The sequence below is a fragment of the Kitasatospora sp. NPDC091335 genome, assembly GCF_044757205.1.
Taxonomy (GTDB): domain Bacteria; phylum Actinomycetota; class Actinomycetes; order Streptomycetales; family Streptomycetaceae; genus Kitasatospora.
The window spans coordinates 269,914-296,575 of the sequence record NZ_JBIVUM010000009.1; the positions used below are offsets into that span (position 1 = coordinate 269,914).

Annotated in this window: 22 protein-coding genes, 1 tRNA gene and 1 CRISPR repeat array; of the genes, 20 read left to right on the top strand and 3 right to left on the bottom strand. The window is 71.8% G+C overall.

The window, feature by feature from the left end:
- The first annotated feature begins 80 nt into the window (after positions 1-80).
- The 9 genes from ACIQOW_RS21085 to ACIQOW_RS21125 all read left to right on the top strand — a co-directional run bounded on the left by ACIQOW_RS21085 (position 81) and on the right by ACIQOW_RS21125 (position 9,773).
- A complete protein-coding gene (locus tag ACIQOW_RS21085; RefSeq protein ID WP_401087149.1) occupies positions 81-2,024 on the top strand; it encodes an NB-ARC domain-containing protein in 1,944 nt (647 codons plus the stop codon).
- A gap of 337 nt (positions 2,025-2,361) precedes the next feature.
- Positions 2,362-2,946: an AAA family ATPase gene (locus ACIQOW_RS21090; protein WP_401087150.1), complete on the top strand. Its 585-nt coding sequence runs from the start codon at positions 2,362-2,364 to the stop codon at positions 2,944-2,946.
- Positions 2,947-3,005: 59 nt separating this feature from the next.
- Complete coding sequence (locus tag ACIQOW_RS21095) at positions 3,006-3,575, top strand: GNAT family N-acetyltransferase (protein WP_401087152.1); 570 nt, start codon at positions 3,006-3,008, stop codon at positions 3,573-3,575.
- The gene (locus ACIQOW_RS21100) at positions 3,527-4,015 is read left to right on the top strand and encodes an NUDIX domain-containing protein (RefSeq protein WP_401087154.1); all 489 of its coding nucleotides are present in this window, start codon (positions 3,527-3,529) and stop codon (positions 4,013-4,015) included. Before ACIQOW_RS21095 ends, ACIQOW_RS21100 begins: the two co-directional genes overlap by 49 nt.
- A 126-nt stretch (positions 4,016-4,141) precedes the next feature.
- Positions 4,142-6,136 carry an ABC transporter ATP-binding protein gene (locus ACIQOW_RS21105; protein WP_401087156.1) on the top strand — a complete coding sequence of 665 codons (1,995 nt, stop codon included), beginning with the start codon at positions 4,142-4,144 and terminating at the stop codon, positions 6,134-6,136.
- Between the two features lie 56 nt (positions 6,137-6,192).
- The gene (locus tag ACIQOW_RS21110; protein ID WP_401087157.1) at positions 6,193-7,116 is read left to right on the top strand and encodes a protein phosphatase 2C domain-containing protein; all 924 of its coding nucleotides are present in this window, start codon (positions 6,193-6,195) and stop codon (positions 7,114-7,116) included.
- Positions 7,117-7,124: 8 nt separating this feature from the next.
- The gene (locus ACIQOW_RS21115; RefSeq protein WP_401087159.1) at positions 7,125-7,784 is read left to right on the top strand and encodes a 2'-5' RNA ligase family protein; all 660 of its coding nucleotides are present in this window, start codon (positions 7,125-7,127) and stop codon (positions 7,782-7,784) included.
- A gap of 217 nt (positions 7,785-8,001) precedes the next feature.
- Positions 8,002-8,895, top strand: coding sequence for an NUDIX domain-containing protein (locus ACIQOW_RS21120; protein ID WP_401087161.1), 894 nt, complete (start codon positions 8,002-8,004; stop codon positions 8,893-8,895).
- Positions 8,892-9,773, top strand: a complete 882-nt coding sequence (locus ACIQOW_RS21125; RefSeq protein ID WP_401087164.1) for a hypothetical protein — start codon at positions 8,892-8,894, stop codon at positions 9,771-9,773. Before ACIQOW_RS21120 ends, ACIQOW_RS21125 begins: the two co-directional genes overlap by 4 nt.
- Before the next feature lie 978 nt (positions 9,774-10,751).
- On the opposite strand, the gene ACIQOW_RS21130 is transcribed toward ACIQOW_RS21125, so the two are convergent.
- Positions 10,752-10,991, bottom strand: coding sequence for a hypothetical protein (locus tag ACIQOW_RS21130; RefSeq protein WP_401087166.1), 240 nt, complete (start codon positions 10,989-10,991; stop codon positions 10,752-10,754).
- 121 nt (positions 10,992-11,112) lie between these two features.
- Between ACIQOW_RS21130 and ACIQOW_RS21135 the strand changes: the two genes are divergently transcribed.
- The 11 genes from ACIQOW_RS21135 to ACIQOW_RS21185 all read left to right on the top strand — a co-directional run bounded on the left by ACIQOW_RS21135 (position 11,113) and on the right by ACIQOW_RS21185 (position 22,928).
- The gene (locus ACIQOW_RS21135) at positions 11,113-11,721 is read left to right on the top strand and encodes a helix-turn-helix transcriptional regulator (RefSeq protein WP_401087168.1); all 609 of its coding nucleotides are present in this window, start codon (positions 11,113-11,115) and stop codon (positions 11,719-11,721) included.
- 125 nt (positions 11,722-11,846) lie between these two features.
- Positions 11,847-12,146, top strand: coding sequence for a helix-turn-helix domain-containing protein (locus ACIQOW_RS21140; protein WP_401087169.1), 300 nt, complete (start codon positions 11,847-11,849; stop codon positions 12,144-12,146).
- A complete protein-coding gene (locus tag ACIQOW_RS21145) occupies positions 12,146-13,390 on the top strand; it encodes a tyrosine-type recombinase/integrase (protein ID WP_401087171.1) in 1,245 nt (414 codons plus the stop codon). The genes ACIQOW_RS21140 and ACIQOW_RS21145 overlap by 1 nt, the downstream gene beginning before the upstream one ends.
- Before the next feature lie 377 nt (positions 13,391-13,767).
- Positions 13,768-15,150 (top strand): hypothetical protein, encoded by a 1,383-nt coding sequence (locus ACIQOW_RS21150; protein ID WP_401087173.1) that lies wholly within the window; start codon positions 13,768-13,770, stop codon positions 15,148-15,150.
- Positions 15,151-15,410: 260 nt separating this feature from the next.
- Positions 15,411-16,277: a CRISPR-associated endonuclease Cas3'' gene (locus ACIQOW_RS21155; RefSeq protein WP_401087175.1), complete on the top strand. Its 867-nt coding sequence runs from the start codon at positions 15,411-15,413 to the stop codon at positions 16,275-16,277.
- Positions 16,274-18,166, top strand: coding sequence for a CRISPR-associated helicase Cas3' (gene cas3, locus ACIQOW_RS21160; RefSeq protein WP_401087176.1), 1,893 nt, complete (start codon positions 16,274-16,276; stop codon positions 18,164-18,166). The genes ACIQOW_RS21155 and cas3 overlap by 4 nt, the downstream gene beginning before the upstream one ends.
- Before the next feature lie 3 nt (positions 18,167-18,169).
- Positions 18,170-19,738, top strand: a complete 1,569-nt coding sequence (gene casA / locus ACIQOW_RS21165) for a type I-E CRISPR-associated protein Cse1/CasA (RefSeq protein WP_401087178.1) — start codon at positions 18,170-18,172, stop codon at positions 19,736-19,738.
- Positions 19,735-20,280 (top strand): type I-E CRISPR-associated protein Cse2/CasB, encoded by a 546-nt coding sequence (gene casB / locus ACIQOW_RS21170; protein WP_401087180.1) that lies wholly within the window; start codon positions 19,735-19,737, stop codon positions 20,278-20,280. Before casA ends, casB begins: the two co-directional genes overlap by 4 nt.
- Positions 20,273-21,505 (top strand): type I-E CRISPR-associated protein Cas7/Cse4/CasC, encoded by a 1,233-nt coding sequence (cas7e, locus tag ACIQOW_RS21175; protein WP_401087182.1) that lies wholly within the window; start codon positions 20,273-20,275, stop codon positions 21,503-21,505. Before casB ends, cas7e begins: the two co-directional genes overlap by 8 nt.
- The gene (gene cas5e / locus ACIQOW_RS21180) at positions 21,502-22,266 is read left to right on the top strand and encodes a type I-E CRISPR-associated protein Cas5/CasD (RefSeq protein WP_401087184.1); all 765 of its coding nucleotides are present in this window, start codon (positions 21,502-21,504) and stop codon (positions 22,264-22,266) included. The genes cas7e and cas5e overlap by 4 nt, the downstream gene beginning before the upstream one ends.
- Positions 22,263-22,928 (top strand): type I-E CRISPR-associated protein Cas6/Cse3/CasE, encoded by a 666-nt coding sequence (locus ACIQOW_RS21185; RefSeq protein ID WP_401087186.1) that lies wholly within the window; start codon positions 22,263-22,265, stop codon positions 22,926-22,928. Before cas5e ends, ACIQOW_RS21185 begins: the two co-directional genes overlap by 4 nt.
- Positions 22,929-23,000: 72 nt before the next feature.
- Positions 23,001-23,762: a CRISPR direct-repeat array (repeat unit 28 nt; unit sequence GTCCGCCCCGCGCGGCCGGGGGTGTGCC).
- Between the two features lie 1,251 nt (positions 23,763-25,013).
- On the opposite strand, the gene ACIQOW_RS21190 is transcribed toward ACIQOW_RS21185, so the two are convergent.
- Positions 25,014-25,087 (bottom strand) — tRNA-Pro (locus tag ACIQOW_RS21190).
- 134 nt (positions 25,088-25,221) lie between these two features.
- Positions 25,222-26,622 carry an MFS transporter gene (locus tag ACIQOW_RS21195; protein ID WP_401087188.1) on the bottom strand — a complete coding sequence of 467 codons (1,401 nt, stop codon included), beginning with the start codon at positions 26,620-26,622 and terminating at the stop codon, positions 25,222-25,224.
- Positions 26,623-26,662: the final 40 nt, after the last annotated feature.

Consider the following 26,662-nt stretch of genomic DNA (forward strand, 5'->3'; position numbering starts at 1 on the left):
CCGGCCAGGTCGGCGATGTCCATTTCCACCCTGGCGCACCGCCCCGGCCGGTGCCGCGGCAACTCGCCTCGATCCCAAGGGTGTTCACCGACCGCGAGCACGATGTGGCCACCCTGGACGGGCTGCTCGATGACCTGCCGGAGGGAACCGCCCCGGTGATCGTGATCACCGGGGGCGGTGGGGTCGGCAAGCGCACTCTTGCCGCCCGTTGGGGCCATCGGCATGCCGAGCGGTACCCGGACGGACAGCTCCTCGTCCATCTGCGCGCCGAAAGCGTCGGCGGCCCGGCGCCAGCCGCCGAGACCGCCCGCTCGTTGCTGCGCGCTCTCGGGGAAGGCGGAGGGCATCTTCCCTGGCAGGAAGCCGACTTGCAGGCACTGTGGCGTTCCATCGCGGCCACCCGGCGGCTGTTCGTGATGATGGAGGACGCCGCCGACGCCGAGCAGGTCCTGCCGCTGGTCCCCGCCAGCGCCGCCTGCCTGGTCGTCGTCACCAGCCGGTCGCCGATGCCCGCACTCGCCGCCCACGGCGCGCACCACCACCGTCTGGCCCCGCTCACGCCCGCCCACGCCGTCCGGCTGCTCGCTCGCATCGTCGGCGAGGACCGGGTGCACGCGGAGCCGGAGGCCGCCGAGGCCCTCGTCCGCGCCTGCGAGGGCAACCCTCTGGCCCTTGGCCTGGCCGCCGGCGAGGCCGTCCTCACCCCCTCGCGCCCTCTCGTCTCCCACCCCGCCCTGACCACCACCACCTTGGAGAGCGTCCCGATGACCACCGCCGTCGCCTTCGCCGCACTGCCCGAGCCAGAAGCCCGCCTTCTCCGGCTCGCCACGCTGATCCCCGCCCCCGACCTCGACCACTTCGCCGTGGCCGCCGCCACCGCCACCCCCGCCGGACAGACCCTTCACCTGATGCACGAACTCGCGGCCCGCCACCTGCTGGAGCACACCGACCGGCAGAGCGCGCGCGGCGACGTCTACCGCATCCGCCCCGAGGTCCGGGAACTGATCCGCAACCCGGCCGACGCGCGCCGGCGCGTCGTGCAGTGCTACCTCGACCACCTGATCGCCACCGCCCAGGACACCGTCCAGCGCCTCACCCCGCACCACCGCGTCCTGCCGCGCCAGCACCGCCACCACCCCGCCGAGCCGGTCCCGATCACCGGCGACCGCGCCGCGCAGGACTGGCTGGAGGCCATCGCCCCCGCGGTCATGCCCGCCCTCGCCGCCGCCCGCGAACTCGGCGAGCACCAGGCGGCCGTGGTCCTGGTCCACGACCTGTGGCCGCTCTTCCACCGCCTGCGGCGCACCGACCTGAGCGTCCCCTGCCACAAGCTCGGGCTCGGCTTCGCCCGGCTCTGGGGCCACCGCCTGGCCATCTACGAGATGACCACCACCCTGGCCATCTCGCACAAGCGCACCGGAGCCCACGAAGAGGCGCTGCGGCTCTACGAGGAGGGCCGCACCCTCGCCACCGAGGACCAGGACACCAGCCGCATCGCCCAGTGCACAGCCGGCATCGGCGCCACCCTCTACGACGCCGAGCAGTACGCCGCAGCCGAACCCGAACTCACCCGTGCGATCACGCTCTACGCCGACCTCGGCGACCGGCGCGGCACCGGCCTCGCCGAGATCCTCCTCGGCTCCGCCGCCGCCCGCCAGGGCAACACGGACCTCGCGCTCCCGCTGCTCCAACAGGCCCTCACCGACCTCGAATCGCTCACCCCGCCCGACCCACTGAACGTGGCCAGGGCGCGGGTGTTCCTGGGAGAAGCCCAGTCCCTCGCCGGTCAGCACGACCCCGCGAACTGGACCATCAGCATCGCCGTGCAGGAGTTCGCGCACCTCGGCCACCGCCACTGGTCGGCCCACGCCATCGAGTACCTCGGACAGGCCGCCGAACGCGCCGGACAGACCAAAGCCGCCGTCAACTGGTACACCGCCAGCCAGGACCAGTACCGGAACCTGGGCGCCACCCGCGACGAGGAACGCCTCCACAACCGGCTCCTCGCCCTGCTGCACCAGTGACCAGCGCTCACCTGCCCCGCGGCCCGCCGGGCTCGGCGCAGCCCCGGCGCAGCGTCCGAGGCGATCAACAACATCCCAATCAGTCCTGCGAGTTGGGGTCGTTCACCGGATCGTGTGTCATCCGACGCGACACGCCGACACGGCCCCGCCCAGCCGCCTACGGTGGAACACCTGTCGACGCACTCACATACGACAAGCGATCACATGCCCGATCGCGGCTTCGCCGCGCCCTGATCCGGCCGCGCGACCCTTCATATCCGCTCTCCGCCGCTTCGAGAGGAAGAAATCCGATGGCTCACAGGCTGGTTGTGAAAGTCCACCCGGGCGGCCGGCCGACATGAACACCCCGAGCCACCCGGCACCTGCTGCCGGCCGCGTGATGGCGGGAAGCAAGGAGACCCGCCTCGTTGTCGTCCGGGGAAACTCCGCCAGCGGCAAGTCGTCGGTGGCCGCCGGGATCCGGCAGCGGTTCGGTCGCGGCCTGGCCCTGGTCGCGCAGGACAACCTCCGCCGGACCGTGCTGCGCGAACGCGACCGGCCCGGCGGCGCGAACATCGGCCTGATCGACACCGTGGCACGCTACGCGCTCGATGCCGGCTACCACGTCATCATCGAAGGCATCCTGTACGCCGACCACTACGGGGACATGCTCACGGGCCTGGTGGGCGACCACCGCGGTGTCTCCCGCTGCTACTACCTCGACGTCCCGTTCCACGAGACCCTCGCGCGGCATGCCTCGAAGACCGATGCCGAGTACCTCACGCGGGTCACCGAGCGGGAGCTGCGGGACTGGTACCGCGAGCACGACCTCCTGCCCGGCGGCATCGAGACCGTCGTCGGCTGTGACAGCCCCCTCCACGACACGGTCGACCGCGTGATGCACGACACCGGTCTCACGGGTCTGCCCACGCTGGACGACTGAGGCCAGCGCCCGGCCGCCGCGTTCGCGCCGCCGGCCTCCCCCTGACAAGGAGCACCCGAGTGCCCGCACCCGATCCGCGTGCCCGCGCCGCCACGCCGCACGACGCCGACGAGCTGCTGCGGCTGCGCGTCGCGGTCCTGACCGGCCAACCGGTCACCGACCAGTGGCGAGCGACCTTCCGCGACGACGTACGCCGACGACTGGGCACCGACCCGGACCTGTTCGCCTACGTCGCCGACGCACCAGGCGGCGGCCTCGCCGCCTGCGCCATCGGCATCGTCTACCGCGGCTACTGCGGCCCCGCCTACCCGACCGGCCGGTGGGCCAGGATCCACACGGTGGTCACCGACCCCGCCCACCGCCGCCAGGGCCTGGCCCGCGCAGTCACCAGCGCCCTGGTCGCCGCGATCACTCAGCACGGCTGCTCCATCGAACTGCGCGCCACCGAAGCCGGCGTCCCCCTCTACCGAAGCCTCGGTTTCAAGCCCGTCGACGGCTTCATGGCCTTGCTCCCCACCTCCCCGGGCGGCCGAGTAGTCCCGGCTCCACCCGCCTTTCCCTCGACGACTACGGAGTCCCGATGCACGAGACGAGCAGGCTGTCGGTCGGCGTCATCGCCCACGATCTGATCACCAACCGGATCGCCACCGTCCACTACGCCCAGCGCAGTTGGACCCCGCACCCCGCATGGACGGTCCCCGGCGGGAAGGTCGATCCCGGGGAGGAGATCCCCGACGCCGCCGCCCGGGAACTGCGTGAGGAGGCCGGCCTCATCGCCCGCCCGTGCGATCTGCGTCTGGTCCACACGATCCAGGCCAAGGAGGGCTGGGACGGGCTCGGCGGGTTCCTGCTGTTCGTCTTCGCCACCAGCGAGTTCACGGGCACGCTGGTCAATGTCGAGCCGGACAAGCACCTGGAGGTGCGCTGGCACCCCACCACCGCCGTCCTGCCCAGCCCGATGTTCCCGACCTCCAAGGCGGCGGTGGAGGCGTACCTGGCCGGCGAACCCGCGTTCTCCACCCACGGGTTCGGCCCCGGCTCCGGACAGCGGCGCCTCGCCGGGACGTGACCCGGCACCATCCGGCACGGGAACCTTCGCTCGCCGACCGCCCGCACCCGCACCGGCCGATCCCAAGTGCTTCCCGGCCCGCCGACACCGAGCAGCACGTCCCACCGCCTCAACGAAAGGGAGTATGTGACCAGCGCACCCACGCCCCCCACGGACTCGGCCCCGAACAGCGAGCAACTGCTGTTCGGCGGGCCGATGCGCTACGACTACGGCTGGGCCAAGCACGAGCTGGCCAGCGGCAAGGTCACGTTCTGGGCGGTGGCGCGGCAGATGCCGCACTTCCTGCGCCTGGCCGGGCGGATGGCATGGCACGCCGACCGCGTCGCCCTGGTGACCCTGGTCGGCGCCGAGGTACTGCGCGGCCTCGCCGCGGCCGTGGCGCTGATCGCCACCAACCACGCGCTGGCCGCGCTGCTCGCCCCCGGCGATGTCGCCGCCGTGCTGCGCGCGGCGCTGCCTGCGATCGTGGCCGTCGGGGTGATCGCGGGCCTGTCCTCCGGCCTGTCCGCCGCCTCCGGGTGGGCCGGCGACCGGCTCAAGCCCGCGGTCTTCCGCCAGGCCACCCTCGACTTCCTGGGCATCGTCAGCCGCTCCGAACTGGAGGCCATCGAGGACCCGGCGTTCCTCGCCGAGGTGGACAGCACCCGCTGGGGCGCCATGTCCCTTCAGAACATCATCGGCCAGGCCACCTCCGTCCTCACCGCCGTCTTCGGCCTCGCCTCCGCCGCCGGGGTCCTGTCCGTCCTCCACCCCGCCCTGCTGCCCATGCTGCTGCTGATCGCCGCCCCGCGGGGCTGGGGCGCCGTACGCACCGCCCGCCGCCACTACGCCTCCACCCGGGCCTGGCTCCAGCACAACCGGGCCAGCACCCTGCTCGCGGACATGCTGGTCCGCCCGTACTCCGCGGCCGAGCTGCGGGTGCACGCCGCCGGGCCGTTCATCCTCCACCACTACGAGCAGATGGCCCGCGCGGCCGAGAAGGAACAGGCCCGCCTCGCCGGGGCCCGGGCACGCACCGACCTGCTCTCCGCAGCGCTGGCCGGCGCCGCCACCGTCGGCGCGTTCGCCCTCCTGGGCTCGCTCGTCATGAACGGTGCGATCCCCCTCGCCACCGCCGGCACCGCCGTGGTGGCCATCCGCACCGGCTCGGCGAGCATCGGCGGCCTCGTCTCCCAGATCAACGGCCTGTACGAGGAGTCGCTGTTCGTCCGCGACCTCGACCGGCTGCGCCGTGAGGGCCACCGCCGCGCGATTCCCACCGGCGGCACCCCGCTGCCCGAACGCCCCGAGACGATCACCGTCGAGGACGTCTCCTTCACCTATGACGGCCGCGACACTCCCGCCCTCGACAAGGTCACCCTCACCATCCCCCGGGGCAAGGTCATCGCCCTGGTGGGTGCGAACGGTTCGGGCAAGTCGACCCTGGCCAACATCCTGTGCGGCGTCTACCAGCCCCACCAGGGCCGCGTCCGGTGGGACGGCATCGACACCGCGACCGCCGACCGCGACCAGCTCTTCAGCAGCGTCGCCCTGCTCGCCCAGAACTTCCAGCGCTGGTCCTTCACCCTGCGCGCCAACCTGCTCCTGGGCCGTCCCGAAGTCGCCTGCGGCCAGCAGCAGCTGGAGGCCGCCGCCGAGTACGCCGACCTCAACCCGGTCATCGAGGAACTGCCCCGCGGCTGGGACACCCTCATCGCCAAGGGGCTCGAAGGCGGAGCGGGCCTGTCGGGCGGCCAGTGGCAGAAGGCCGCCCTCGGCCGAACCTACCTGCGCCTGACCACCCCCGACGCCCACGGCCGGCTTCCCGCCCTCGTGGTCGTCGACGAACCGACCTCCGCCATGGACCCCGAAACCGAAGTCGAGACGTTCGAACAGATCCGCCAGCTCACCGCCCTCGGCGTCACCGTCGTCCTCATCACCCACCGCCTCGGCGCCACCGCCAAAGCCGACCACATCTTCGTCCTCGCCCACGGAATCCTCGTAGAACAGGGCACCCACACAGAGCTGATGGCCCAGGAACCCGCCACCCGCTACCGCGAGTCCTACCTCCTCCAGGCCGCCCAGTACGACGTCGGCGAGCGCCTGCCCCGCCAGCCGAACCATGCCCCCACCACTGCCTGACCACGCACCGCAGAACCAGCCCCCTCCAACCTACCCAGACCAGAACGGAGTTCACCGTGCAGACCGAACCGGCCAGCACCGCGCGCACAGCCATGGTGAGCGGCTCCACCGTCCGGATCGGCGAACTCGCCGGCCACGGCCGCCCCAGCGAGGACCGGGTGTTCACCACGACCGATGCCCTGATCGTCCTGGACGGCGTCTCCACCGTCACCGACGACCGGCCCCGAGGCGCCTGGTACGCCGACACCCTCGGCACGGCCATCGCCGAACTCCTCACCCGCGAGGCGGATACGGACCTGCGCCAGATCCTCGCCTCCGCGATCCGGGTCGTCGCCGACGCCCACGGCCTCGTCGCGGGTTCCTCGCCGGCGTCCACCGCAGCGGTCGTGCGGCGGAGGGCGGATCAGATCGAGGCGGCCGTCCTGGGAGACAGCCCCGTCGTCGCCATCGGCCGCGACGGCACGGTGCACGCGGTGCGCGACGACCGCCTCGCCCGGCTGGTCGACGCCCGACCCGAAGCGCGGGAGTACCGCGATCTCCAGAGTGCCGGGCACGGCTTCGGCGACCGGCACCGCCTGATCCTCCAGGAGCTGCGCGACTTCCAGGGCGGCGTGGTCAACCGCCAGGACGGATACTGGATCGCCGAGGCCGTGCCCGAGGCGGGCCTCCACGCGGTCACGGCCTCGTGGCCGGCCGACGACCTGGCCGAGGTCGTGGTCGCCACCGACGGCATCACCGCCGGCGTCGAGGAGTACGGGCTGTGCTCGTGGCAGGAACTCGCCCGCGCGTGCCGGCAGGACGGGCCGCAGGCAGTCGCCGACGCCATCGCGCGCGCCGAGCACGAAGACCCCACTGGGCAGCTCTGGCCCCGCTACAAGGTCAGCGACGACAAGGCCCTCGTCTTCTGGCCGCTGCGGGAGCCTGCCGGGCCGGGCCTGACGGAGACGGCGGCTTCGAGCGGGGGAGAGGCCGACCGGTGAGGCGGTTCATGACACCGGGGCGCCGTTGGGGCCGCGAGGGCGGCTCCAACGAGGACTGCGTGCGCCCGCACGTACTGTGGCTGCCGCAGGACCAGCCCCAGGTCCTCGGGTACTTCGAACGCCTTCGGCAGATCACCGCCCGCTGCCCGGACGTGATCTCCTCGGTGAACCCCGACGACCTGCACATGACGGTCCAGAAGATCGACCCGCACACCGCCGCCGGGCAGCGGGTGGATGACGACGTACTCAAGGAGGCGGCCGTCGCGGTGCAGCGGGAGCTGGCCGACCTGCAGCCGTTCACCATCGAAATCGGCCCGGCCCGCGCGTCCGGATCCGCGGGAATCGTGGAGATCTGGCCCGAGCAGCAGCCGACCGAGCTGTACCGCCAGGTGCGCGCCGGCCTCACCGCTGCGGGGCTGCAACTCCCGCCGGCAGAAACGCACTTCTGGTGTCACATGAGCTGCGGATACGGCGTCCAGGACACCGACACGCCCGAGCTGGCCGCCCGCTCCGACCGCCTGGCCTCCGATCTGGGCCGGGCGATCCGGCCGGGCATCCGCACCAGCGCCACCGTTTCGACAGTCTGGCTGGCGTGGGAACACCAGCACACCGACCCGGTCCGCTACACCTTCGAACGCGTCCACGACCTGCATCTCGGACAGCCATGACCACGGCGAGGCCCGCGCCGCCGGACCGCCGGGCGAGGTGGCGCCCCTCGCCCGGCCGTCCGGCACCGCCACCGCGAAGCCGGTCGCTGCCCCCCTGTGCCGGTGGGGCGGCGGCTAGCCTCGGGCCCACCGAACTCCGCACCCCACCGAGTAGGGGCTACATATGAGTTGGACCAGTGACACGCTTCGCCAGGCCGCGTGGTCAGCGTGCGCGGAGATGGAGACCCGCCCGCCGATCGCCCCCCGGACGCCGACCGCCGAGGCTCCGGGGCAGATCTCGCAGGACGCGCTGACGCTCACCAGGCAGCTGACCGCGGTGGCCGCCGTCGGGCCGCCCGCGCTGCTGGCCCGCATCATCAACGGTGCCCTCGAACAATTGGCTCCCGCCCTCGCGCTGGCGAAGCAGTTCGAGCAGTGGCAAGCCACGCGGCCAACGACGCACGCGGTCGGCGGAGCGGACTTCGCCTGGCCGCTGCACCCCGACCTGGCGCAGGCGTTCGAGGTGACCTTCCCGGTGCTGTACCGGGCCTACGAGGCGCTGAAGGAGGCCGCCCGTACCGAGCCCAGCGCCGGTTGGCAGACGCTCGGCAGCCAGGTCCTGCACCGAGGGCCGCGTCTGACGCTGCACCGTGACCAGGTCGTCGAGCCCAACGGCGGGCCGGGGATCTACGACTACATCGACGTGCGGGACGCGGTGCGGATCGTCGCGCTCAACGCGCGGAGCGAAGTCGCCCTGGTCGAGGACGACTTCTATCTCCAGGGACGCCGGGTGGTCCACCTGCCCGGTGGCGGGATGGAAGCCGGGGAGGAGATCGAGGCGGCTGCGCGGCGGGAGCTGGAAGAGGAAGCGGGCTGGCGCGCCGGCCGGCTACGCAGGATCGGTTCGATCACTCCGCTGCCCAGCTCCACCCGCGCCACCACCCACCTGCTACTCGGCACCGCCCTGGAGCGCGGCCAGCTGCACCGGGACGGGACCGAAGCCGGAATGACCGTGCACTGGGAGCCGCTTTCGGGCGCGGTGGACCTGGTCGCCGCCAGCGCGATCCACGAGGCCGGCAGCGTGGCGGCGATCCTCCTGGCCGACCGGCTGCTCCGCGTGGAGGCCCGGTGACGGCGCCCACCGCGCAGGGGCTGCCGCCGGTCGGCTGGCAGCATGACGCCTTACCGCTGCTTCGAGCGTGGGCCGCCGCCGAGCCGCGCATTCGCGACCTGCGGGTACACGGCTCGGCGGCCGAGGGCGCCGAGGGGCTGGACCGCTGGTCCGACCTCGACCTCGCCGTGACCAGCAGCAGCGACCCGCAGGCGCTCGCCGACGACTTCGCCGGCCTGGCCGGCGGCTCGCTCGGCCCGATCTACACCAGCAGCCGCAACGGCGATGAGCACAGTGTCGGGATCCGCCTGGTCCTGCGCGACCTACGCCGCATCGATCTGACCGTTCGCTCGGCCACCGTGCGGGAGCCGGCCCCGGCGGTTCCGCCGCGCGAGACCCAGGAAGTACTGGACGAGCTGGTGAACGCCTACCGGTTCGATGCCGTCCTGGCGGCGGTCAAGGCCGCCCGCGGCGACGTGCTGATCGGCTCCCACCTGGCCCTCCAGCTACCCAGGCACCTCCTGGTCGCGGCGATGATCCTGCGTGACCGCGACACCGGCACCAACCACCACCGCCACGGCGGCACCTCCTGGGACTCCTGGGCCACCGGCTGGCCGCCGCACCCCAGCCCTACAGCCCACCGGCCATCACCTCCGCCATCCGCTTCCACACCCACGTCCTGCACTGTCTGCTGTCCGAGCAGGCACCGAAAGCGGTCGGCGACGAGCAGCCGCTGCTGGCCCTGCTCGACACCGTGGACAGCACCGCCGCCTGACCCCGCCGGCCCCGACCCGCGAACATCCGGCTCGACCGCCGCCCGAACGCGCCCGGCCAACAACGAAGGACCAACCACATGCTGCGCTTCGCGACGTACAACCTCTTCAACCTCGGATCGGTGAAGAGCCGCCAAGAACAGGACCGCTACGACCTGCTCGTCCAGGTGATCCGCGACCTGGACCCCGACGTCCTGGCCGTTCAGGAGATCATCGGCCGGACACCCGAAGCCGCCGCAACCGTGCTGCGCCGACTCGCGGACGACACCGGCCTGGACTGCCAGGCGGTCCGGCCCCACGACGACAGCGCCCCCACCCTCGCCCTGGCGTCCCTCGCAGGCCCCAGGACCGGCCGCGTACACACCGGTGTCGAGGACGTTGTCGTCACGGGTGTACGGCGAATCACCGTGATCGCGGTACAGCGACAGACTGACGCTCGGGGGTGCGGAAGGTCCCCGGTCGTCCACCACGGCCCTGGCCCACGCTCCAGCTCTGCCACCGAGCACGGCGCTCCCCCCTCAGCGCTACCCCCAACCCGCGGTCGGGTCGCTCCCGCAGCATCTCCGCCAACGCATGCCGGCGCACACCGACCGCCGACGACGATCCAGATCTCACGGCCTCACGGTGACAGGCAAGCACGCGCCCCACCTGCCGAGCCGCCGCACTCCCGCCCCCGACTGACGCCGCCACTTCTTCCAACGACGCCGTCACCAACGGCGCGCCGAACCCGAGCGGCGTTCCCGGGAAGCGGTACAAGGCGTCCGCGAGCAACCGGACTGCCTCCTCGCGGCCCTGTACGCCACCGATCCGCTGCTCTGCCCAAGCTGTCAGGCACTCCGCCCACTCCTGGCACTGACCGAAACCGTCATCGACGGCCAGTTGGCCGAACAACGCGCCGTCCGCCACGTCTGATCCGCTCCTCTCCAGCTGCCCCGGGCTTACGGCCGGAACACGCTGCTCACCCCAAACGCAGCGCCCAGACCGGCCAAGGATCCGACCCAGGAGCTGTCGCTTCCTCAGACAGGGCACTCAGCCAGCCCTTCAACGCAGGCTACCGCGCGCTCGGGACCGGTGTCCGGCCCAGCTGCCGCGGCATCGGCAGCATCATCGGCCGCCTCGAACGGCGATGCCGAGCTCCAGCGCGAGCAGCGCGCTGGGCACGCGGTACGAGCGCCCGTCGCGCCGGAGCGGTACGGGATAGTCGCCCTGCCGCGCCAGTTCGTACCCGTGGGTGCGGCTGAGGCCGAGAGCACGGTTCGCAGTCGCAAGATCGACCACGGTGGGGAGTTCGAGCAGCTGGGCGATGGTCATGCCGGATCGGGCCTGGACAACGTTGCGCGACATAGGACGCTCCCACTAGAACAAAGATGTTCCCTTTCGGAGAACACCCTGCCATATGATCCGATCTAGATCGAGATACATAAGGTACTGTTCTCATATGGATCAGAAAACATGGTCGGCCGCCGTGGACGCGGCCATCGCTCGCGAGATCAAACGCCGGCGAACGGAGCTCGGGCTGTCCGCCGAGGCCTTGGGGGGCCGATGTGCCGACCTCGGCTATCCGATGACCCGACAGGTGATCGCCAAGCTGGAATCCGGCGCCCGGAACGGGCCCACTCCAGCAGAACTACTCATTCTGGCACGCGCGTTGGAGATGCCGCCCGTCAGCCTGATCCTGCCGCTCGGTCAGGGGCCGACGGCCCGTCCGACGCCTCGCACGGAGTCCACTCCGTGGCAGGCAGTCGCCTGGTTCACCGGCGAAGACCGTGCGGCCCTTCCGGAGCCTCCGGAAGCCGGCTCGCCCCAGGCCGTCCTTGACGCCTTCCGCCGCCATGACCGGCTCGTCCGCACCGCGCTGCTGTCCACCCGGATGGCCGCCGAGCGCCGCCGGGACGCCCAGCTGGCACCGCCGGACGAGTACGAGCGGGCCAGCACCGCTGCCGCCCAACTGGAGCAGGTCGCGCAGACGGACCGGAGTGATCTTCTCACCGCCCGCCGGGCGCTGCGCGATCAGGACTTCTTCCCGCCCCCCCTGCCCGCCGAGCTCTCCCACATCGACCGCGAGGGCACCTGACCGACGACTCCCCGCCGGGCCCACCCCGGCCATCACGGCCTCCGAGACGGCATCCGCCTGCCAGCTTCTGCCCGCCCCGGAGACCCGACCTCCCCAGCCTTCGACCGGAGTAGGCCGACACCATAATGCCGCACGCCCCGACCCTGCCCAACCGCACTGCCAAGAACTCCGTCCGCACCCCGCGCACGCCTTCCGCCGCACCGGTATGCATCTGCACGGACGCAGGCTCACCCAGCCTCCTCTACACCCAGGCGGAGGCTGCGAAGATCCTCAAGGTCAGTCCGGCGACACTTCGCCGCTGGCGCACCCAGCAGCCGTCGCAGGGCCCCGCCTACGTACGCATCGGCGCCCGGATCTCCTACCGGCACCAGGACCTGGCCGACTACCTGACCGACCGCCGCGTCATACCGGGGGTGGCAGCGTGATGAGTGCGCCCGAGCGGATCGACGCACCGGTCGGCGTCAAGCTCTACACCGACATCGAGCACCGACCGGACCGCCTCTCGCCCTACCGCGCCCGTGTACGCTGGGCCGACCCGACCGACCCGACCAGACGCCCCTCGCGCTCCAGCGGCTTCTCCACCGAGCCGGAGGCCCAGGCGTGGCTCGACCGCATCATCAAGGCGAACAACCGCGGCGTCAGCATCGCACTGGCCACCACCGAACTCGGTGACTACGGCGACTCCGTCATGGACCTCGCCATGCGCGGCCTCGAACTCAAAACGCACGACCCCTACCTGGCCGGCTGGCGCCTGCGGGTGAAGCCCACCGTCGGCCACCTACAGATCGCCAGCATCTCGGCCGGCATCGCCGACCGCGCCCTCAACTCATGGATCGCCGACGGCGCCGGCATCTCCACCCTCAAATGCACCATCGCGGTGTGGGTACGGGTCATGGAACAGGCGATCCGCGACGGGATCATCGAGATCAACCCCGCCCGCCTGCACGGCTGGCAGAAGCTGATCAAGAAGGTCGAGGACGAGGAGTTCGAGCCGCGCGGTCTGGCCCTGCGCGACTGGGACATGCTCGACCGCCTGGCCGAGGCCCTGGTCGAGGCCTCCTTCGGCAACTACGAAGGCTGGGGCGACATCGTCCGCTTCGCCGGCGGCACCGGCGCCCGGATCGGAGAGGTCTCCGGTGTCCGCGCGGGCGACATCGACACGCACAACTGGATCTGGAGGGTCTGCCGGCAGACCACCCCGGGCCCCGGCGGCCTCCTCGACAAGGGCACCAAGGGCAAGCGAGCCCGGGACGTCCCCATCATCCCCGAGCTCCGCCCCAACATCGCCTGGCGCATCTCCCGCGTCGGAAACCGGCCCGACGCCCGACTGTTCACCGGCCCGCTCGGCGGCCGGGTCACCACCGCCATCCTGCGCGACGCCACCCACTGGGACGACGTCGTCCTCCAACTCGGCCTGGAGCACCTGCGCCGACACGACCTCCGCCACACCGCCCTGACGTGGTTCGCCGACGCAGGCGTCCCGCCCCACGTCCTCATGCGCATCGCCGGCCACGGCCAGCTCACCACCACCCAGCACTACCTCCACCCCGACCTCCGTTCCATTCAGCGCGCCGGAGCCCAACTCACCGCCTACATCAACGCCACCCGCGGCCTGCCCGGCCCCAAGGTCGAAGTCGAGCAGATCCGCCAACTCGCCCTGACCTCCTGACCTATCCGCAGTGCCTCGCTCCGGACCTCACCGGCCCAGGTAGCGGGATCCTCCGAGACGGTGTGTGGTGGGGGGGCGCGGGGGGGGGGGCCCCCCCCCCCCCCCCCCCCCCCCACCCCCCCCCCCCCCCCCCCCCCCCACCCCGCCCCCCCCCCCCCCCCCCCCCCCCCCCGGGGGGGGGGCCCCCCCCCCCGCCGCCCCCCCCTGCCCTACCCCGTGGGCCTGGACCGCCACCCCCCCGCCCCGGTTCGGGGGCCCCCCCGTGGGGGGGTGGGGGCCCGCCGCGGGGGGGGGCGCCACCACACACCGTCCACGGCCCAGTACCGTCCTCCCGTGGACCACCACGTAGAGCGTCCAGCCTCCTGACCGGAGAGTTCATGTCTTCCTCCCCCGCCAAGTCCGCAATCCGAGACTTCGTCTGCGAGCACCAGGAGCACCTGAGCCGCCTGCTCGTCGTCACTTCCCTGCCGGACACGCCTCCGGCCGCCCAGCACGTCCTGTCCTTCGACGAGGCGGAGCAGGCCGAACACGCAGCCGAGCTCCTGCGCGCCGCCATCCACGGCGCCGGGCCGACAACCGAGTCCCAGCTCGCCACAGCGACTGCCGCGCTGCCCGACGCCGAGGCCGTGCGCCGCGCCTTCCAGCAGGCCCTGCAGGGCTGGTGGCCAGGCCGCTCCCACACGCTCACGAGCAGCTCGCCGCGGCCCCTCACGGAGGAACCTGCCGACGACGACCAGGAGGAGCCCGAGGATGGAGCTCTCGCCAGCGACCGTCGACTGGCCGACCTGCCCGGTCGCGTCGTTCGGGTCATCCACCTCAGGGAGTTCCACATCACCGACCCGGACGCCGTCCTATCCGAAGCCGAGAACGACGGCTGGGAGCCCCTGCCCGTCAACGAGTTGCCCGACGACGATCCCCGAGACCTCACCGGCGCGCTGATGCACCTCGCCACCAGCACCGTCTTCATCCCTGGGACGGACGAACTGGCTGACAATGCCATGGGCAGCATGCTCGACCCGGCCGCCGGCGACGAGGTCGCCGACTGGACCACCACCCCCGTGACCGCAGACTTCGGCACCGGCTACCGCGCGGGAACTCCCGCTCCTCGCCCTGAACCGGCCCCGGCTGCCGAGGAACTGCGCGACTATGCCGCTCTGTTCCCGCTCACCCCTGCCGACGGCGAGGAGGAGGACGACGACTGGCAGCTCACCCCTCGCACCGCAGCAATCCTCCACTCGGCGCTGTCGGTCCTCACCGACCAGGCGTACGACGATGCCGACGAACTCGGCGACGACGCCATCCAGACTGACGAGGACGGAACCTGGGGAGTCTTCGGCCGACTCCCCCGCCTGACCTGGAAGCAGGACCACCAGTGGCGGCGCGCCTTCGCGCGTGCCTGCGACGACCTCGCCACCGACATCGAAACCGGCCAGCAGCCCGAACCAGCCTGCCCCGCCGAGGAGATGGCACTCCACCTCGCCCTTGCCGACGCCCCCTCCACCCGGGAACTCCTCGAAGACCTCCCCAAGCACCAGGCGCTGCCCCGCCACGGCGACGACTACGACTGGGATGCCTGCATCGACCTCCTCTTCCAGGACACCGACATCCTGATGCTCTTCAGCGCGCACCTGGACGGCATCGAAGACCCCGACGACGACGCCAACCAAGCCATGGGCATCGGCGACATGCGCCCCGCCGCCTGGTTCACGCCCTTCGACAACGTCCAAGCCCGCGACCCGAGGCGCGGCTTCCGCCGGTGACCTGCGGCACTGTTGCAGGCTGTCTTCCCGCCAGCCGGAAGGCCTTGAACGATACCCGCTCACGGCGGGGCGAGCCGCGGCCAGGCGGTCCACCGAGTGGACCGCCTCACCAGCCAGCGACGCATGCCAGACCTGGGCGTTTCCGACGCGCGCCGTCCGCTCGGCGGCGCGCGCCGCACAGGCAGCGCCAGCGCCGCGCGATGAGACTCTGCAGCTTCGAGGCCGCCCCGGGCGTCGGCATACGCTCCTATGCTCGAAATATGAACATTGGTGACTTTGTACCCGACTTCACTTCAAAGTGGGCACTAGACGGCGTACTGTGGTCGAAAGAGGACGGACTGCCGGATGGCCTGACCTATCCCCTCTTCGCTCATCTGCTGGACACGGCGGCCGTCTGCCTAGCTCTCTGGGACCTGTACATGTCCGAGGGCCAGCAGCGGATGTTCACCGCCGGACTGGGCCTGGAGCCCGACTCCGATACCGACCGGGAGCGCGCCGGATCACTCCTCGCCTGCTGGGCAGGTTGGCACGATCTCGGGAAGATCGGCGCCTACTTCCAGGTCAAAGTGCCTGCGGAATTTGCCCAGTTGAGAGGCTACCCTCCTCTTTCGTCCGAGGCTCGAGGCCTGTCACATGGTGAGGCCACCCAGCTTTACCTGGCCGTACGGCTCCCCTCGCACGGCTACGACGGCGGCGATGGCCTTCCTGCGGCCTCGCCCGCGCGCCGGCTCGCCCAGCTGCTCGGCGGCCATCACGGCCGCGTCTTCCCGCAGCCGAACCGCAACCGCCTTCGCCATCCGTCCCTCGTCATCAGAATGTTGGGAGAGGGACGGTGGGAAGAGCAGCGGCTTGCCCACCTGACCGCGGTTGCCCAAGCCGTGGGCGATCCGGATCCGCCGGAAGTGCTGTCGGTGGAGGCCGCGGTACTGGCCGGGGAGATGGTGGTGCTCGCGGACTGGCTGGCATCCCAGCTCCCCTTCGTCATCGATCAGTTGGAGCACCTGTCCGAACCGGGAGACCCGGCCCTCGTGGTTCGTCACTGGGAGCAGGCTGTGGCGGCCGGCCCCGGCCTGGTGGAGGACGCAGGCCTTGGTCTGCCGGTGTGGAAGGAGACTCCGGTGTCATGAGGTTCGTCAACTGGTTCGACTTCGAGCCGAACGCCTTGCAGCAGTCGCTGTTGAAGTGGCTGCGCGGGTGCGCGGTTCCGGGCAAGGCGGGGTTGTTGGTGCTGATGTGGCCGACCGGGAGCGGGAAGACCGAGGGGGGCCTGTGGTCGGCGCGGTGGATGGGCGGGCCCCGTATGGGTGTCCACCTGGCCTTGCCGTCGGTGGCCACCACCGACTCGGTGTACTGGCGTGTCTGGCGGTGGGCACGGCGGGCTCTGGCCGCGTCGTCTCCGGTGACGCTGGCGCACAGCCGGGCCGGACGGAGCGGGCAGGGCGCGGTACTCAGTCACGACGACGGCAAGGGGGTGGCCTTGGAGGCCGCGCCGGAGTTCCTCCAGGGGCGCGGGCGGCCGGTGTTGGCGGGGGTGACGGTTTCCACGATCGACCAGGTGCTGCTGGCCGGCCTGAGGATCCGGCACAACGTCCTGCGAATCGGCGGTCTGACCCGCAAGGTGCTGGTGGTGGACGAGTGTCACGCCTACGACCCCTATATGCAGAGCCTGTTGCGGACCGTGCTGGCCTGGTGGGGTGCGCTCGGCGTGCCGGTCGTGCTGATGTCCGCCACGCTGCCGCGCTCGGTGGCCCGCTCGCTAGCCGCGGCCTACCTGTCGGGGTCCGCTCCGGGTGTGCAGCTGCCGGACTTCCGTCCCGCCTACCCGGGGTGGTTCCACCTGGACGGAGCCACTGGCCACCCCACAGTGCAATCGGTGCGCACCAAGCGGAGGAGAGTCCTGGACGTGCGGTTGACCGGCCTGCCCGGATCACACCGGGCGACGCGCCGTGACGCGGTTCCGGTCTGCGACAAGGCCCGCGCCCGGGTCGTGGCGAAGCTGTTCGAGCACAATCAGCAGCTGTGCGTGCTCGCGGTCTGCAACACGGTGGCCTCCGCGCAGCACACCGCGCTGGCGCTGCGGGCCGTTCTGCCGGCGGACGTCGAGGTGCTCCTGGTCCACGCGCACTACCGTGAGATGGACCGCGCGGGCGTCACCACGAGCGTGGAGACGGCCTTCGGCAAGGACCGCACCCACCGTCCCCAGCGCGCGGTGCTCGTGACAACCCAAATTTGCGAGCAGTCGCTGGACCTGGATCTGGATCACGTGGTCACCGATCTGGCACCACTGCCGACGATCATCCAGCGGGCCGGCCGGGGGCGGCGCCACACCGAACTGTCCCGTGTCCGGGTACCGGTCACCGTGCTCGTGCCGCAGACGCACGACGGTCTTCCCGACGACGGCCGGTGGGAAGCGATCTACAGCACCGCCGTGGTCCGGATCAGCCGCGAACTGCTGGAAGGCCACGGGGTGGTCACGGAGCCCGATGACGTCCAGCCCCTGCTGGAGTCGCTCGAAGAGCGCCTGGGCGGCGACAGTCCGGACGAGGACGTGCTGGCCCATCTGGAGGGCGAGCAGGCGATGGCGAACGCGGCCCGCCCGGTGGTCATCCCCCACCCGCGGGAGCTGGTCGACCTGTTCGACCTCACGGACCTGTCCGGGACGGACGAGGAAGCCGCCACACGCTACCGGCTCGACAGCGTCCAGATCCTCCCGCTGTGGCGCCGGCCCGAGGGGCTCTCCATGGAGCCCGACACCTACCTCCCGCTCCCCGCCCGCCTGCCGCACGACCTGGAGCCGATCCGCGAGCGCCTGGTCTCCACCCGGCATGCCACCTGGCAGAAGCACCTCGGCGCCGACGCCCAGCCCCCGGCCGGCTGGGCGAGCGACAAGCGCCTGGGACCGCTCGTCCTGCTCGTGCACCCAGCCCCCGGGAAGCCGGTGCACACCTCCGGGTGGACCGTCTTCTACGACCGCTACCTGGGCCTGGTGGCCCGCCCTCCGACACCGAAGGAGTGAGCGATGAACGCCCCGGCCGACGACTTCGACCTGGCACACGGGGCCTGGATCGACTGCCGATACCGCGACGGCACCACCCGCCGCCTCGGCCTGCACGAGATGATCTCCGACGCGTCCGCGATCGCGGACCTCACCCTGCCCTACCCGATCGCCTACGGCGCCCTCTACCGGATCGCCGCGGCCATCACCTATCGCGTCACCGGTCTGGACCACCTGCGTCCCGGCGAAACCGCCGCCGGCTGGTACCGGCGTCGCAACTCCCGCTTCTCCACTGGCTTCGACCAGCGCGCCGTCGACCGCTACTTCCACAAACACGCCGCCCACCTGCGCCTCTACCACCGACGCTGCCCGTTCCTCCAGGACCCGCGGCTGGCCGAGGAGTGCCCCCGCACCTCGGGCATCGGAAAGCTGGTGATCGGACGCCCCGCCGGCAACGCCAGACCATGGTTCTCCGACACCGCGAGCCAGCGCCACGCAGCCCCGGTGGACTCGCCCGAAGCGGCGCTGCAGACCCTGATGTGGGCCTACTACGGAAGCGGCGGAGCCCTGAGCACCCGCTCCCACGGCACGGTGAACGCGCACGCCGGCTGCATGGCCGCAGTGCTGCGCGGCACCGTCGGCTACCACCCGATCGGCCCCGACCTGCACACCACGCTCCTCGCCCACCTGACACCGCCCGGCGTCGACGGCGGCCAGGGCGATCTCGCGCCCTGGGAGAACCCGACGTCCGCTGACCCGACCCGGCCTCCCCCCTCCCCCGCAGGCCCGGTCTCCCTGCTCACCGCCCGCACCCGGCACGCGATCCTCCTCGTACCGAGCGCTGACGGCCGGTTCGCCACCGACTGGTACCTGACCTGGGGAGCGCGCAACCCGCCCCACAAGCCCGGCAGGGAGGCGGGCGGGCACGTCGAGCCGTTCCCGGACCCCTTCCTGTCCTACCAACGCGCCCGTGAGAGCGGAGCCCCTTCCTCCGCGGTGAGGGCCGACGGCGGACGGCAGTTGTTCCGCGACCTCGATGTCCTGCTCAACGACCCGGCCACCGAGCCGCAACGGGCACGACGCGCACCGACCCGCCCCCAGGTCCTGGCCTCCTGCGACCAGATCCCCGACGAGGTGGTGGACACCCTGCGCCTGCGCGTGGTCGGTGCCGAGCAGGACCGGGAGAAAAGCAACGACCACCAGTGGTGGACCACCACCACACCACCGCTGCTCACCCACACCGCCGCGCGCGACCCGGACGGCGCCCAGCGCATCAGCGACGCCGTCCACGAAGCCGACCTCGCCGAATGGCACCTCGACAACGCCCTGGCCGCGGCCTTCGACGACCGCCCCGCCGACGCGCGGGCCCGCAAAGCCCGCATAGCCCTGCGATTCTGGCCACGCGCCGACACCATCTTCTGGAACCTCTACGACACCGGCCGGCTCGATGACGCCACGCACCGCATGCGCGTGGCCGCGCTGGACACCTTCGACCAGCTCACCGCCGACCTCGCCCGCAACCCTTCGGCCGGCGAGCGCATCGCCCGAGCCCGCGCCCACCTGCCCCTTCCCTCGAGGAAGGCCACGCCATGACCACCACCGCGCCCACCTCGCGCCGCACCCGCGCCGCGAAGTTCGTCGACCACATCGCCCACGCCATCGCCACCGACCGCGCCGCCCGCCGGGCACTGGCCAGCGGACTCGGCCCCTGGCCCGACCAACAACCCCCTAGTCCGATGCACCAGTACGTCGCCCCCTGGCTGCCCCCGGACCTGCACCCCCGCCGCCAGCGTGCCTACTACACCGTAGCCGCCCTGATGAGCAGTGCGAACCGCTCCGGCACCGGCTCACGGACCAGCATCGGCACGGCCCTCGGTCACGCCTCGACCCACATGTCCTCCGCCACCACGAGGCACCAGCTGAACCGGCTCGTCCGGCCGAACCCCGACGGCCCATACGAGGACCTGCGCGGCGCGGTACGCCTCACCGACAACGCGGGCGTCCCTCTCGACTGGGCCCGCCTGCTCGCCGAACTCGACAGCTGGTACTTCGACGGCCCGCGCACCTGCACCACCTGGCAACAGGACTACTTCCGCACCATCGCTCGCCACGAGAGAAGTGACGATCATGACTGACACCCCGGTACCCGCGACCTTCGTCGACATCCACGTCCTGCAGACCATCCCGCTGTCCGGGCTGAACCTCGACGGCGACGGCTGCCCGAAGTCCGTCGTCCTCGGCGGAGCGACCCGCGGGCGCATCAGCGCCTATTCCAAGAAGCGCCCCGTGCGGCTGCACATCGAGGAATCCCTCCCCGACCAGGCATCCGCGCGCACCCGCCGCCTCGTCCACGAGGTCCGCGACCTGCTCATCGGCGAGGAGGGCTGGAGCGAGGAACTCGCCACGTTCACCGCGCTCGACGTCTTCACCGCCGCCACCGGCGGCCAGATGTCCCTGGGCAGTTCCGCCGACGACATCCAGGCCAAGGACCCCCTGGCCACCGCTGCCCTCATCTACACCCCCACCACCACGGCCCAGCGCATGGCGGCCACCGCCGCCCACCGCAAGCACGACTACGAGATCGCCCTCAAGGAAGCCGAAACGGGCGCCGCGAAGCCGCGCAACGGCCGAGCCTCAAAGAAGAAGGACAAGGATCAGGAAGAGGAAGGCCGTACCGTCACCGACCCGGCCGACGTCCACGGCCTGCTCGCCGGCGCCAACGCCGCGATCGCCCTGCTCGGCCGGACCCTCATGGAGATCGACGGCGCCGAACGCGACGCCTGCGTCCAGGTCGCCTCCGCCTTCACCACTCACGAGGCCAACATCGAGATCGACTTCTTCGTCGCGGTCGACGACTACGCCGCCAAGACCCAGGGCGTACCCAACGTCGGCCTGATCGGCGACCAGCGCCTCGTCGCCGGCACGTTCTACATGTTCTCCACCATCGCCGTGCGGTCCTTCGCCGACGCCATCGACAACGACCTGGTCCTCGCACGCGCGGTCTGCCGCGCCTACATCGACGGGTTCATCCACACCATGCCGAAGACCGGCCAGACCGCCTCGGCCGCCTGGACCCTGCCCGACCTCGTCCACCTCGCCGTACGCACCGACCGGCCCGTCAACCTCTCCACCGCCTTCGACAACCCCGTCACCGGCCGCCAGGGCCACGCCGACCCGTCCATCGCCCGGCTGTCCGACTACGCCAAGACCATCCAGCGCCTGACCGCCGACCGCGGCCTGCTCCACTCCCTCCACGCCTACACCGGCACCACCAAACTCCCCGGCCTCGGCACCCGCGTCGACACCTTCGACCAGGCCATCGAATCCGCCCTCGACGCCGCCTTCGGGACCGCGCCATGAGCACCCGTCAGGCCCTCGTCCTGCGCCTCACCGCCCCCATGCAGTCCTGGGGAGTCCGCGGAGGCTTCACCGACTACCGCGACACCGCCTCCCACCCCACCCGCTCCGGTGTGATCGGCTTCCTGGGCGCCGCCCTGGGCCAACCCCGCGACGAAGCCCCCGGCCCACTCTCCGCCCTCGACATCGCCGTCCGCGTCGACCGGCCCGGAAGCCCCATGGAGGACTACCACACCATCGGCGGCCAGAGCCCCACCGAGGTCGTCCCCTGCGCGGACGGCGGACGACGTGCCGGAGCCGTCATCACCCACCGCGCCTACCTCGCCGATGCCTCCTTCACCGTAGTCCTCACCGGCCCGGCAGCCCTCCTGCGCAAGGCCTCCGACGCCCTCGACCACCCCGTCCACCCGCCCTACCTCGGCCGCCGCGCCTGCCCACCGACAACCCCCTACAACCTTGGCATCCAGCACGGCAGCGTCACCCACATCCTCAAAACCGTCCCCCTCGACCAGGAACCCCCACACACCGGCGAACCCGTGACCGTCGACGTCATCACCACCATCGCCCCCGGCGACCCGCGCGCCACCCACACCCTCAACGACGACCCCCACGGCGCCCGCCACTTCGCCGAACGAACCGTCGCCCGCTCCACCCTCACCCTGCCCGCCGCACTCTGCACCGGCCGCGACGCCACCACCCGCTACACCCGACTCCACGCATACCGCTACAGCCCCCAACCCGACCCCCGAGAGGCACGATCATGACCACCGCCCACCTCACCGAGATCCGACTCAACACCGCCTCCCGAGACGTCCAAGCCGACCTGCGCCACGGCGGACTCGGCTTCCACCGCCGCACCGAACGCCTCTTCCTGCCCGACGGCTACATCGCCCCCAGGACCAGCAGCACCGGCCCCCGCCCCAGCCTCGGACTCCTCTGGCGCCTCGACACCACCCGCACCGGCCTGCGTCTCCTCATCCAGTCCACCGACCCACCCGATCTCACCCCCCTCCCCGACCACTACGGCACCGCCCGCACCACCGAACTCGGCCCCTACCTCGACCACCTCTCCACCGGCCAACACGTCCACTACCGCCTCACCGCCAGCCCGGTCCACTGGGCCCGCGACAAGACCACCGGCAAACCCCTGCGCAACCGCATCCCCTGCACCGGCCCCGACATCACCCGCTGGTGGACCCGCCGCGCCCCCGAACTCGGCCTCGCCCCCTACACCACCACCACCTTCCAACTCACCCCCGTCACCGGAGTCGCCGACCACAACCCCCGAATGCGGCTCCCCCTCACCCGCTACGACGGCCTCGCCACCATCACCGACCCCGCCCAACTGCGCACCGCCATCCTCCACGGCATCGGACGCTCCAAAGCCTTCGGCGCCGGTCTCCTCACCCTCGCCCCGCCCAACTGACCGACTCCTCTCGCTCCTTGACAACTGAACAGAAAAGCGCCAACCCGCCCGAAACGCCGCAGCTCACGAAGGGTCCGCCCCGCGCGGCCGGGGGTGTGCCCGGCACCTCGCCGATGGTGACGTTGTCGCAGATGTCCGCCCCGCGCGGCCGGGGGTGTGCCCGCCCAGACCCACGGTGAGCGGGTCCGCATGACGTCCGCCCCGCGCGGCCGGGGGTGTGCCGGGGATCGACGCAGCCGACATCATCGCGTTCACGTCCGCCCCGCGCGGCCGGGGGTGTGCCCGAGAACGCCTCCAGGGCGTCGGCCCGGTCGGTGTCCGCCCCGCGCGGCCGGGGGTGTGCCCTCGTCGTCGTACCGGGCCTGGTCGTCGCGGTCGTCCGCCCCGCGCGGTCGGGGGTGTGCCCCACCACCCGCCCGCCGTCACCATCGACGGCGTGTCCACCCCGCGCGGCCGGGGGTGTGCCCGAGCAGTGCGTGTGGGGCGGCATGGACGACAAGGTCCGCCCCGCGCGGCCGGGGGTGTGCCCTGACCAAGGACCCGTGCAGGTGGACGGGATGCGTCCGCCCCGCGCGGCCGGGGGTGTGCCACCCAAGTACCACTGGGTGCAGCTCAACCCCGAGTCCGCCCCGCGCGGCCGGGGGTGTGCCAAGGGCAGGTCAGGGGCGGTTTCGAGTGGACAGGTCCGCCCCGCGGCGGCCGGGGGTGTGCCGGTGGAGGCGACCGCCCAGTCGATGGCCGAACTGTCCGCCCCGCGCGGCCGGGGGTGTGCCCCGCTGACCCGCCTCCTCGCCCACCAGGAGCGTGCCTGCCCCGCGAGGCCGGGGGTGTGCCCAGGTCACGGAACCCGGTCGGCACTTCCTCGCCTCGCCCGCCTCCGGCTGCCAGGGGCGGGCCTCAGACCGGTTGGACATTCACGGATCGTGAGGTATTCCCTGCGCGGTCGGGGGTGTGCCGTCAAAGGCGCGCGGGAGAGGGGGCGCTGCGCAGTCCGCCCCGCGCGGCCGGGGGTGCGCCCTCGCTAGTCCAGTGCTTGAACATGTGATTGGGAATCCGCCCTGCGCGGCCAGGGGTGTGCCGCGGCACAGCAGGCATTCCGCCTTGCCCCAGCAGCCCGCCCTTCGCAGCCGGGGGTGAGCCGATGGCCGACACGGTCGTCATCTGCAGCATGAAGTACGCCCCGCGCGGCCGGGGGTGTGCCCTCGACCAGATCAGCGCGGATCAGGTGGGGCCGGTCCGCCCCGCGCGGCCGGGGGTGTGCCCGCGACATCGCAGACCGGCAGCATGAGTGCGCCGTCCGCCCCGGCGCAGCCGGTGGTGTACCGCCGAGCAGCATCTCGAACCATTGGACTCCCCAGTTCGCCCCGCACCCCTGGGGGTGTACCGATCGGTGACTTCCGTATCCCGATGGGCCCGTACTCCACCCCGCGCGGCCGGGGGTGTGCCCGCGCGCGTGAACTCCCCCGCGTCGTGCTGGTGGGTCCGCCCCGCGCGGCCGGGGGTGTGCCCATCATCGTCCACCGCACCGGCCACGACGCCGAGTCCGCCCCGCGCGGCCGGGGGTGTGCCTAAGCCGACAGCTGGCGAGCACATCGCCTGCCTGTCCGCCCTGCGCGGCGGGCGTTTGCCTCCTCGTGGTCGTCGGCCACTTCTCCCACCCGCACCGTCTCAGCGATGATTACTGGGCGTAGATGATCACGGGTGGCAGGCAGACCCCCGACGGGCCCCCGGACGCGTCCAGGGGATCTGCGCGACGCCTCCGACACAAGGTCACGAAACCGGCTGACGTCTTGACAGATTCGAGGGCGGTCGCCCAACTGCCTGAAAACATGGCCGGATTGCATCATAGGGTGTCGAAAAATCGTTGGTCACGATTCGATATCGGTCACTGTGGGTAGTCAATTTCGGGGCCGGGAACGCCCCTTCGAGGGCACCTCGCCCCCCGGATTCGACCGCTTCGGGACCACTTGGTCCCCATCTGGTCCCCAGGCGCATACGAACGAATGTTCGCCGAAGCTGACGCCGCGTCATGCAAAAGGCCGTTGACCTGGGCGTTAACCCGGCCAACGGCCTTTCCGACTCACGTCGGGACGACAGGATTTGAACCTGCGACCCCTTGACCCCCAGTCAAGTGCGCTACCAAGCTGCGCCACGTCCCGTGGTCTCGGTACCCGAAGCGATGGCCTGGGGGGCTTCGCTGTGGGCTTCTCGACCTTGTCTCCGGTTGTCCCGGCGACGTGGAAAACAATACAGCACGTCGGGGGGTGCTCGCTGCCAGGTTCGGGGTGGTGGGTCAGGGGGTCGGGTGGCGGGCGTCGTAGGCGAGGAAGGCGGGGCGGCGGGCGGCGAGGAGGAGGACGGCGGCGACGCAGGCGAGGCCGCCGGTGATCACGGAGGTGGCGGGGTTGGAGAGGGCGGCGACGGTGCCGGACTCGAAGTCGCCGAGGCGGGGGCCGCCCGCGACCACGACGATGAAGATCCCCTGGAGGCGTCCGCGCATCTCGTCGGGGGCCGCGACCTGCATCATCGTGTTGCGGAAGATCATGCTGACGGTGTCGGCGCAGCCCGCGACCGCGAGCAGCAGGAGGCCGAGCCAGAGGTTGTGGAGGGCGCCGAAGGCGGCGATGGCCAGGCCCCAGGCGGCGACCGCGGCGAGGATGGCGATGCCCTGGCGGCGCACGCGGCCGACCCAGCCGGAGAACAGCGCTCCGACCAGGGCGCCGACGGCCGGGGCGGAGACCAGCAGGCCGACGGTGCCGGCGTCGCCGCCGTAGAAGGTGACCGCGATGGCCGGGAAGAGGGCGCGCGGCATGCCGAAGACCATCGCGGCCAGGTCGGCGAGGAAGCTGGTGCGCAGGTTGGGCTGTTCGCGCAGGAAGCGGAGGCCGTCGAGGACGGAGGCGCGGCCCTTGCGATCGCCGAGCGGCCGCATGGCGGGCAGGCGCCACATCGCGTAGAGGGTGGCGGTGAAGGCGACGGTGTCGATCAGGTAGGCGGCCTGGACGCCGTACGCGCCGATGAGGACGCCGCCGAGCATCGGGCCCACGGTGAGGCCGAGGTTCATGCTGACGGTGTTCAGGGCGTTCGCCGCCGGGAGCTGGTGGCTCGGCACCAGCCTGGGGATCATCGCGGAGCGGGCGGGCGAGCTGAGGGCGAAGAAGCCGGCCTGGACGGCGACGGCGGCGTACAGGACGGCGACCAGGCCGAGGCCGGCGAGCGCCTGCGCGGCCAGGACGGCCGAGACGGCTGCCAGACCGGCGGAGCCGATCAGGCCCAGCCGGCGTCGGTCGACGGTGTCGGCGATCGCACCGCCGTAGAGGCCGAAGACGACGAGTGGGACGAGCGAGAAGATGCCGACCAGGCCGGTCGCGAAGGCGGAGCCGGTCAGGTCGTAGACCTGGACGGAGACGGCGACGGCCGTCATCTGCTGGCCTACGGAGGAGACGGCCTGCCCGGCCCAGACCCGACGGTAGTCGGGGTGGTCGCGCAGCGGGCTGAGGTCGGCGAACGCCCGGCGGTACCAGGGTGAGTCGGGGACGGCCCCCGGTTCTGACCCGTCCCCCGGTCCGGGATCGGATTCGGGCTCGGCGGAGGAGGATGCGGGGAGGGCGGAGGGCGAAGGAGGCGTGGACGGCGAAGGGACGGCGGACGGGGTGGATGCGGGGGACGGGGTGGAATGTTGATTGTTCGACATAGTCCCCCATGCTCCGCTCCACCCCCGACCCGCCTCGCAC

What these genes read in the sequence shown, in the direction of transcription:
- ACIQOW_RS21090 (WP_401087150.1), top strand. Translation starts at nt 2,362, where the DNA reads ATGAACACCCCGAGCCACCCGGCACCTGCTGCCGGCCGCGTGATGGCG.
- ACIQOW_RS21100 (WP_401087154.1), top strand. Translation starts at nt 3,527, where the DNA reads ATGCACGAGACGAGCAGGCTGTCGGTCGGCGTCATCGCCCACGATCTG.
- ACIQOW_RS21115 (WP_401087159.1), top strand. Translation starts at nt 7,125, where the DNA reads ATGACACCGGGGCGCCGTTGGGGCCGCGAGGGCGGCTCCAACGAGGAC.
- ACIQOW_RS21120 (WP_401087161.1), top strand. Translation starts at nt 8,002, where the DNA reads ATGGAGACCCGCCCGCCGATCGCCCCCCGGACGCCGACCGCCGAGGCT.
- ACIQOW_RS21130 (WP_401087166.1), bottom strand. Translation starts at nt 10,991, where the DNA reads ATGTCGCGCAACGTTGTCCAGGCCCGATCCGGCATGACCATCGCCCAG.
- ACIQOW_RS21140 (WP_401087169.1), top strand. Translation starts at nt 11,847, where the DNA reads ATGCCGCACGCCCCGACCCTGCCCAACCGCACTGCCAAGAACTCCGTC.
- ACIQOW_RS21145 (WP_401087171.1), top strand. Translation starts at nt 12,146, where the DNA reads ATGAGTGCGCCCGAGCGGATCGACGCACCGGTCGGCGTCAAGCTCTAC.
- ACIQOW_RS21150 (WP_401087173.1), top strand. Translation starts at nt 13,768, where the DNA reads ATGTCTTCCTCCCCCGCCAAGTCCGCAATCCGAGACTTCGTCTGCGAG.
- ACIQOW_RS21155 (WP_401087175.1), top strand. Translation starts at nt 15,411, where the DNA reads ATGAACATTGGTGACTTTGTACCCGACTTCACTTCAAAGTGGGCACTA.
- cas3 (WP_401087176.1), top strand. Translation starts at nt 16,274, where the DNA reads ATGAGGTTCGTCAACTGGTTCGACTTCGAGCCGAACGCCTTGCAGCAG.
- casA (WP_401087178.1), top strand. Translation starts at nt 18,170, where the DNA reads ATGAACGCCCCGGCCGACGACTTCGACCTGGCACACGGGGCCTGGATC.
- casB (WP_401087180.1), top strand. Translation starts at nt 19,735, where the DNA reads ATGACCACCACCGCGCCCACCTCGCGCCGCACCCGCGCCGCGAAGTTC.
- cas7e (WP_401087182.1), top strand. Translation starts at nt 20,273, where the DNA reads ATGACTGACACCCCGGTACCCGCGACCTTCGTCGACATCCACGTCCTG.
- cas5e (WP_401087184.1), top strand. Translation starts at nt 21,502, where the DNA reads ATGAGCACCCGTCAGGCCCTCGTCCTGCGCCTCACCGCCCCCATGCAG.
- ACIQOW_RS21185 (WP_401087186.1), top strand. Translation starts at nt 22,263, where the DNA reads ATGACCACCGCCCACCTCACCGAGATCCGACTCAACACCGCCTCCCGA.
- ACIQOW_RS21195 (WP_401087188.1), bottom strand. Translation starts at nt 26,622, where the DNA reads ATGTCGAACAATCAACATTCCACCCCGTCCCCCGCATCCACCCCGTCC.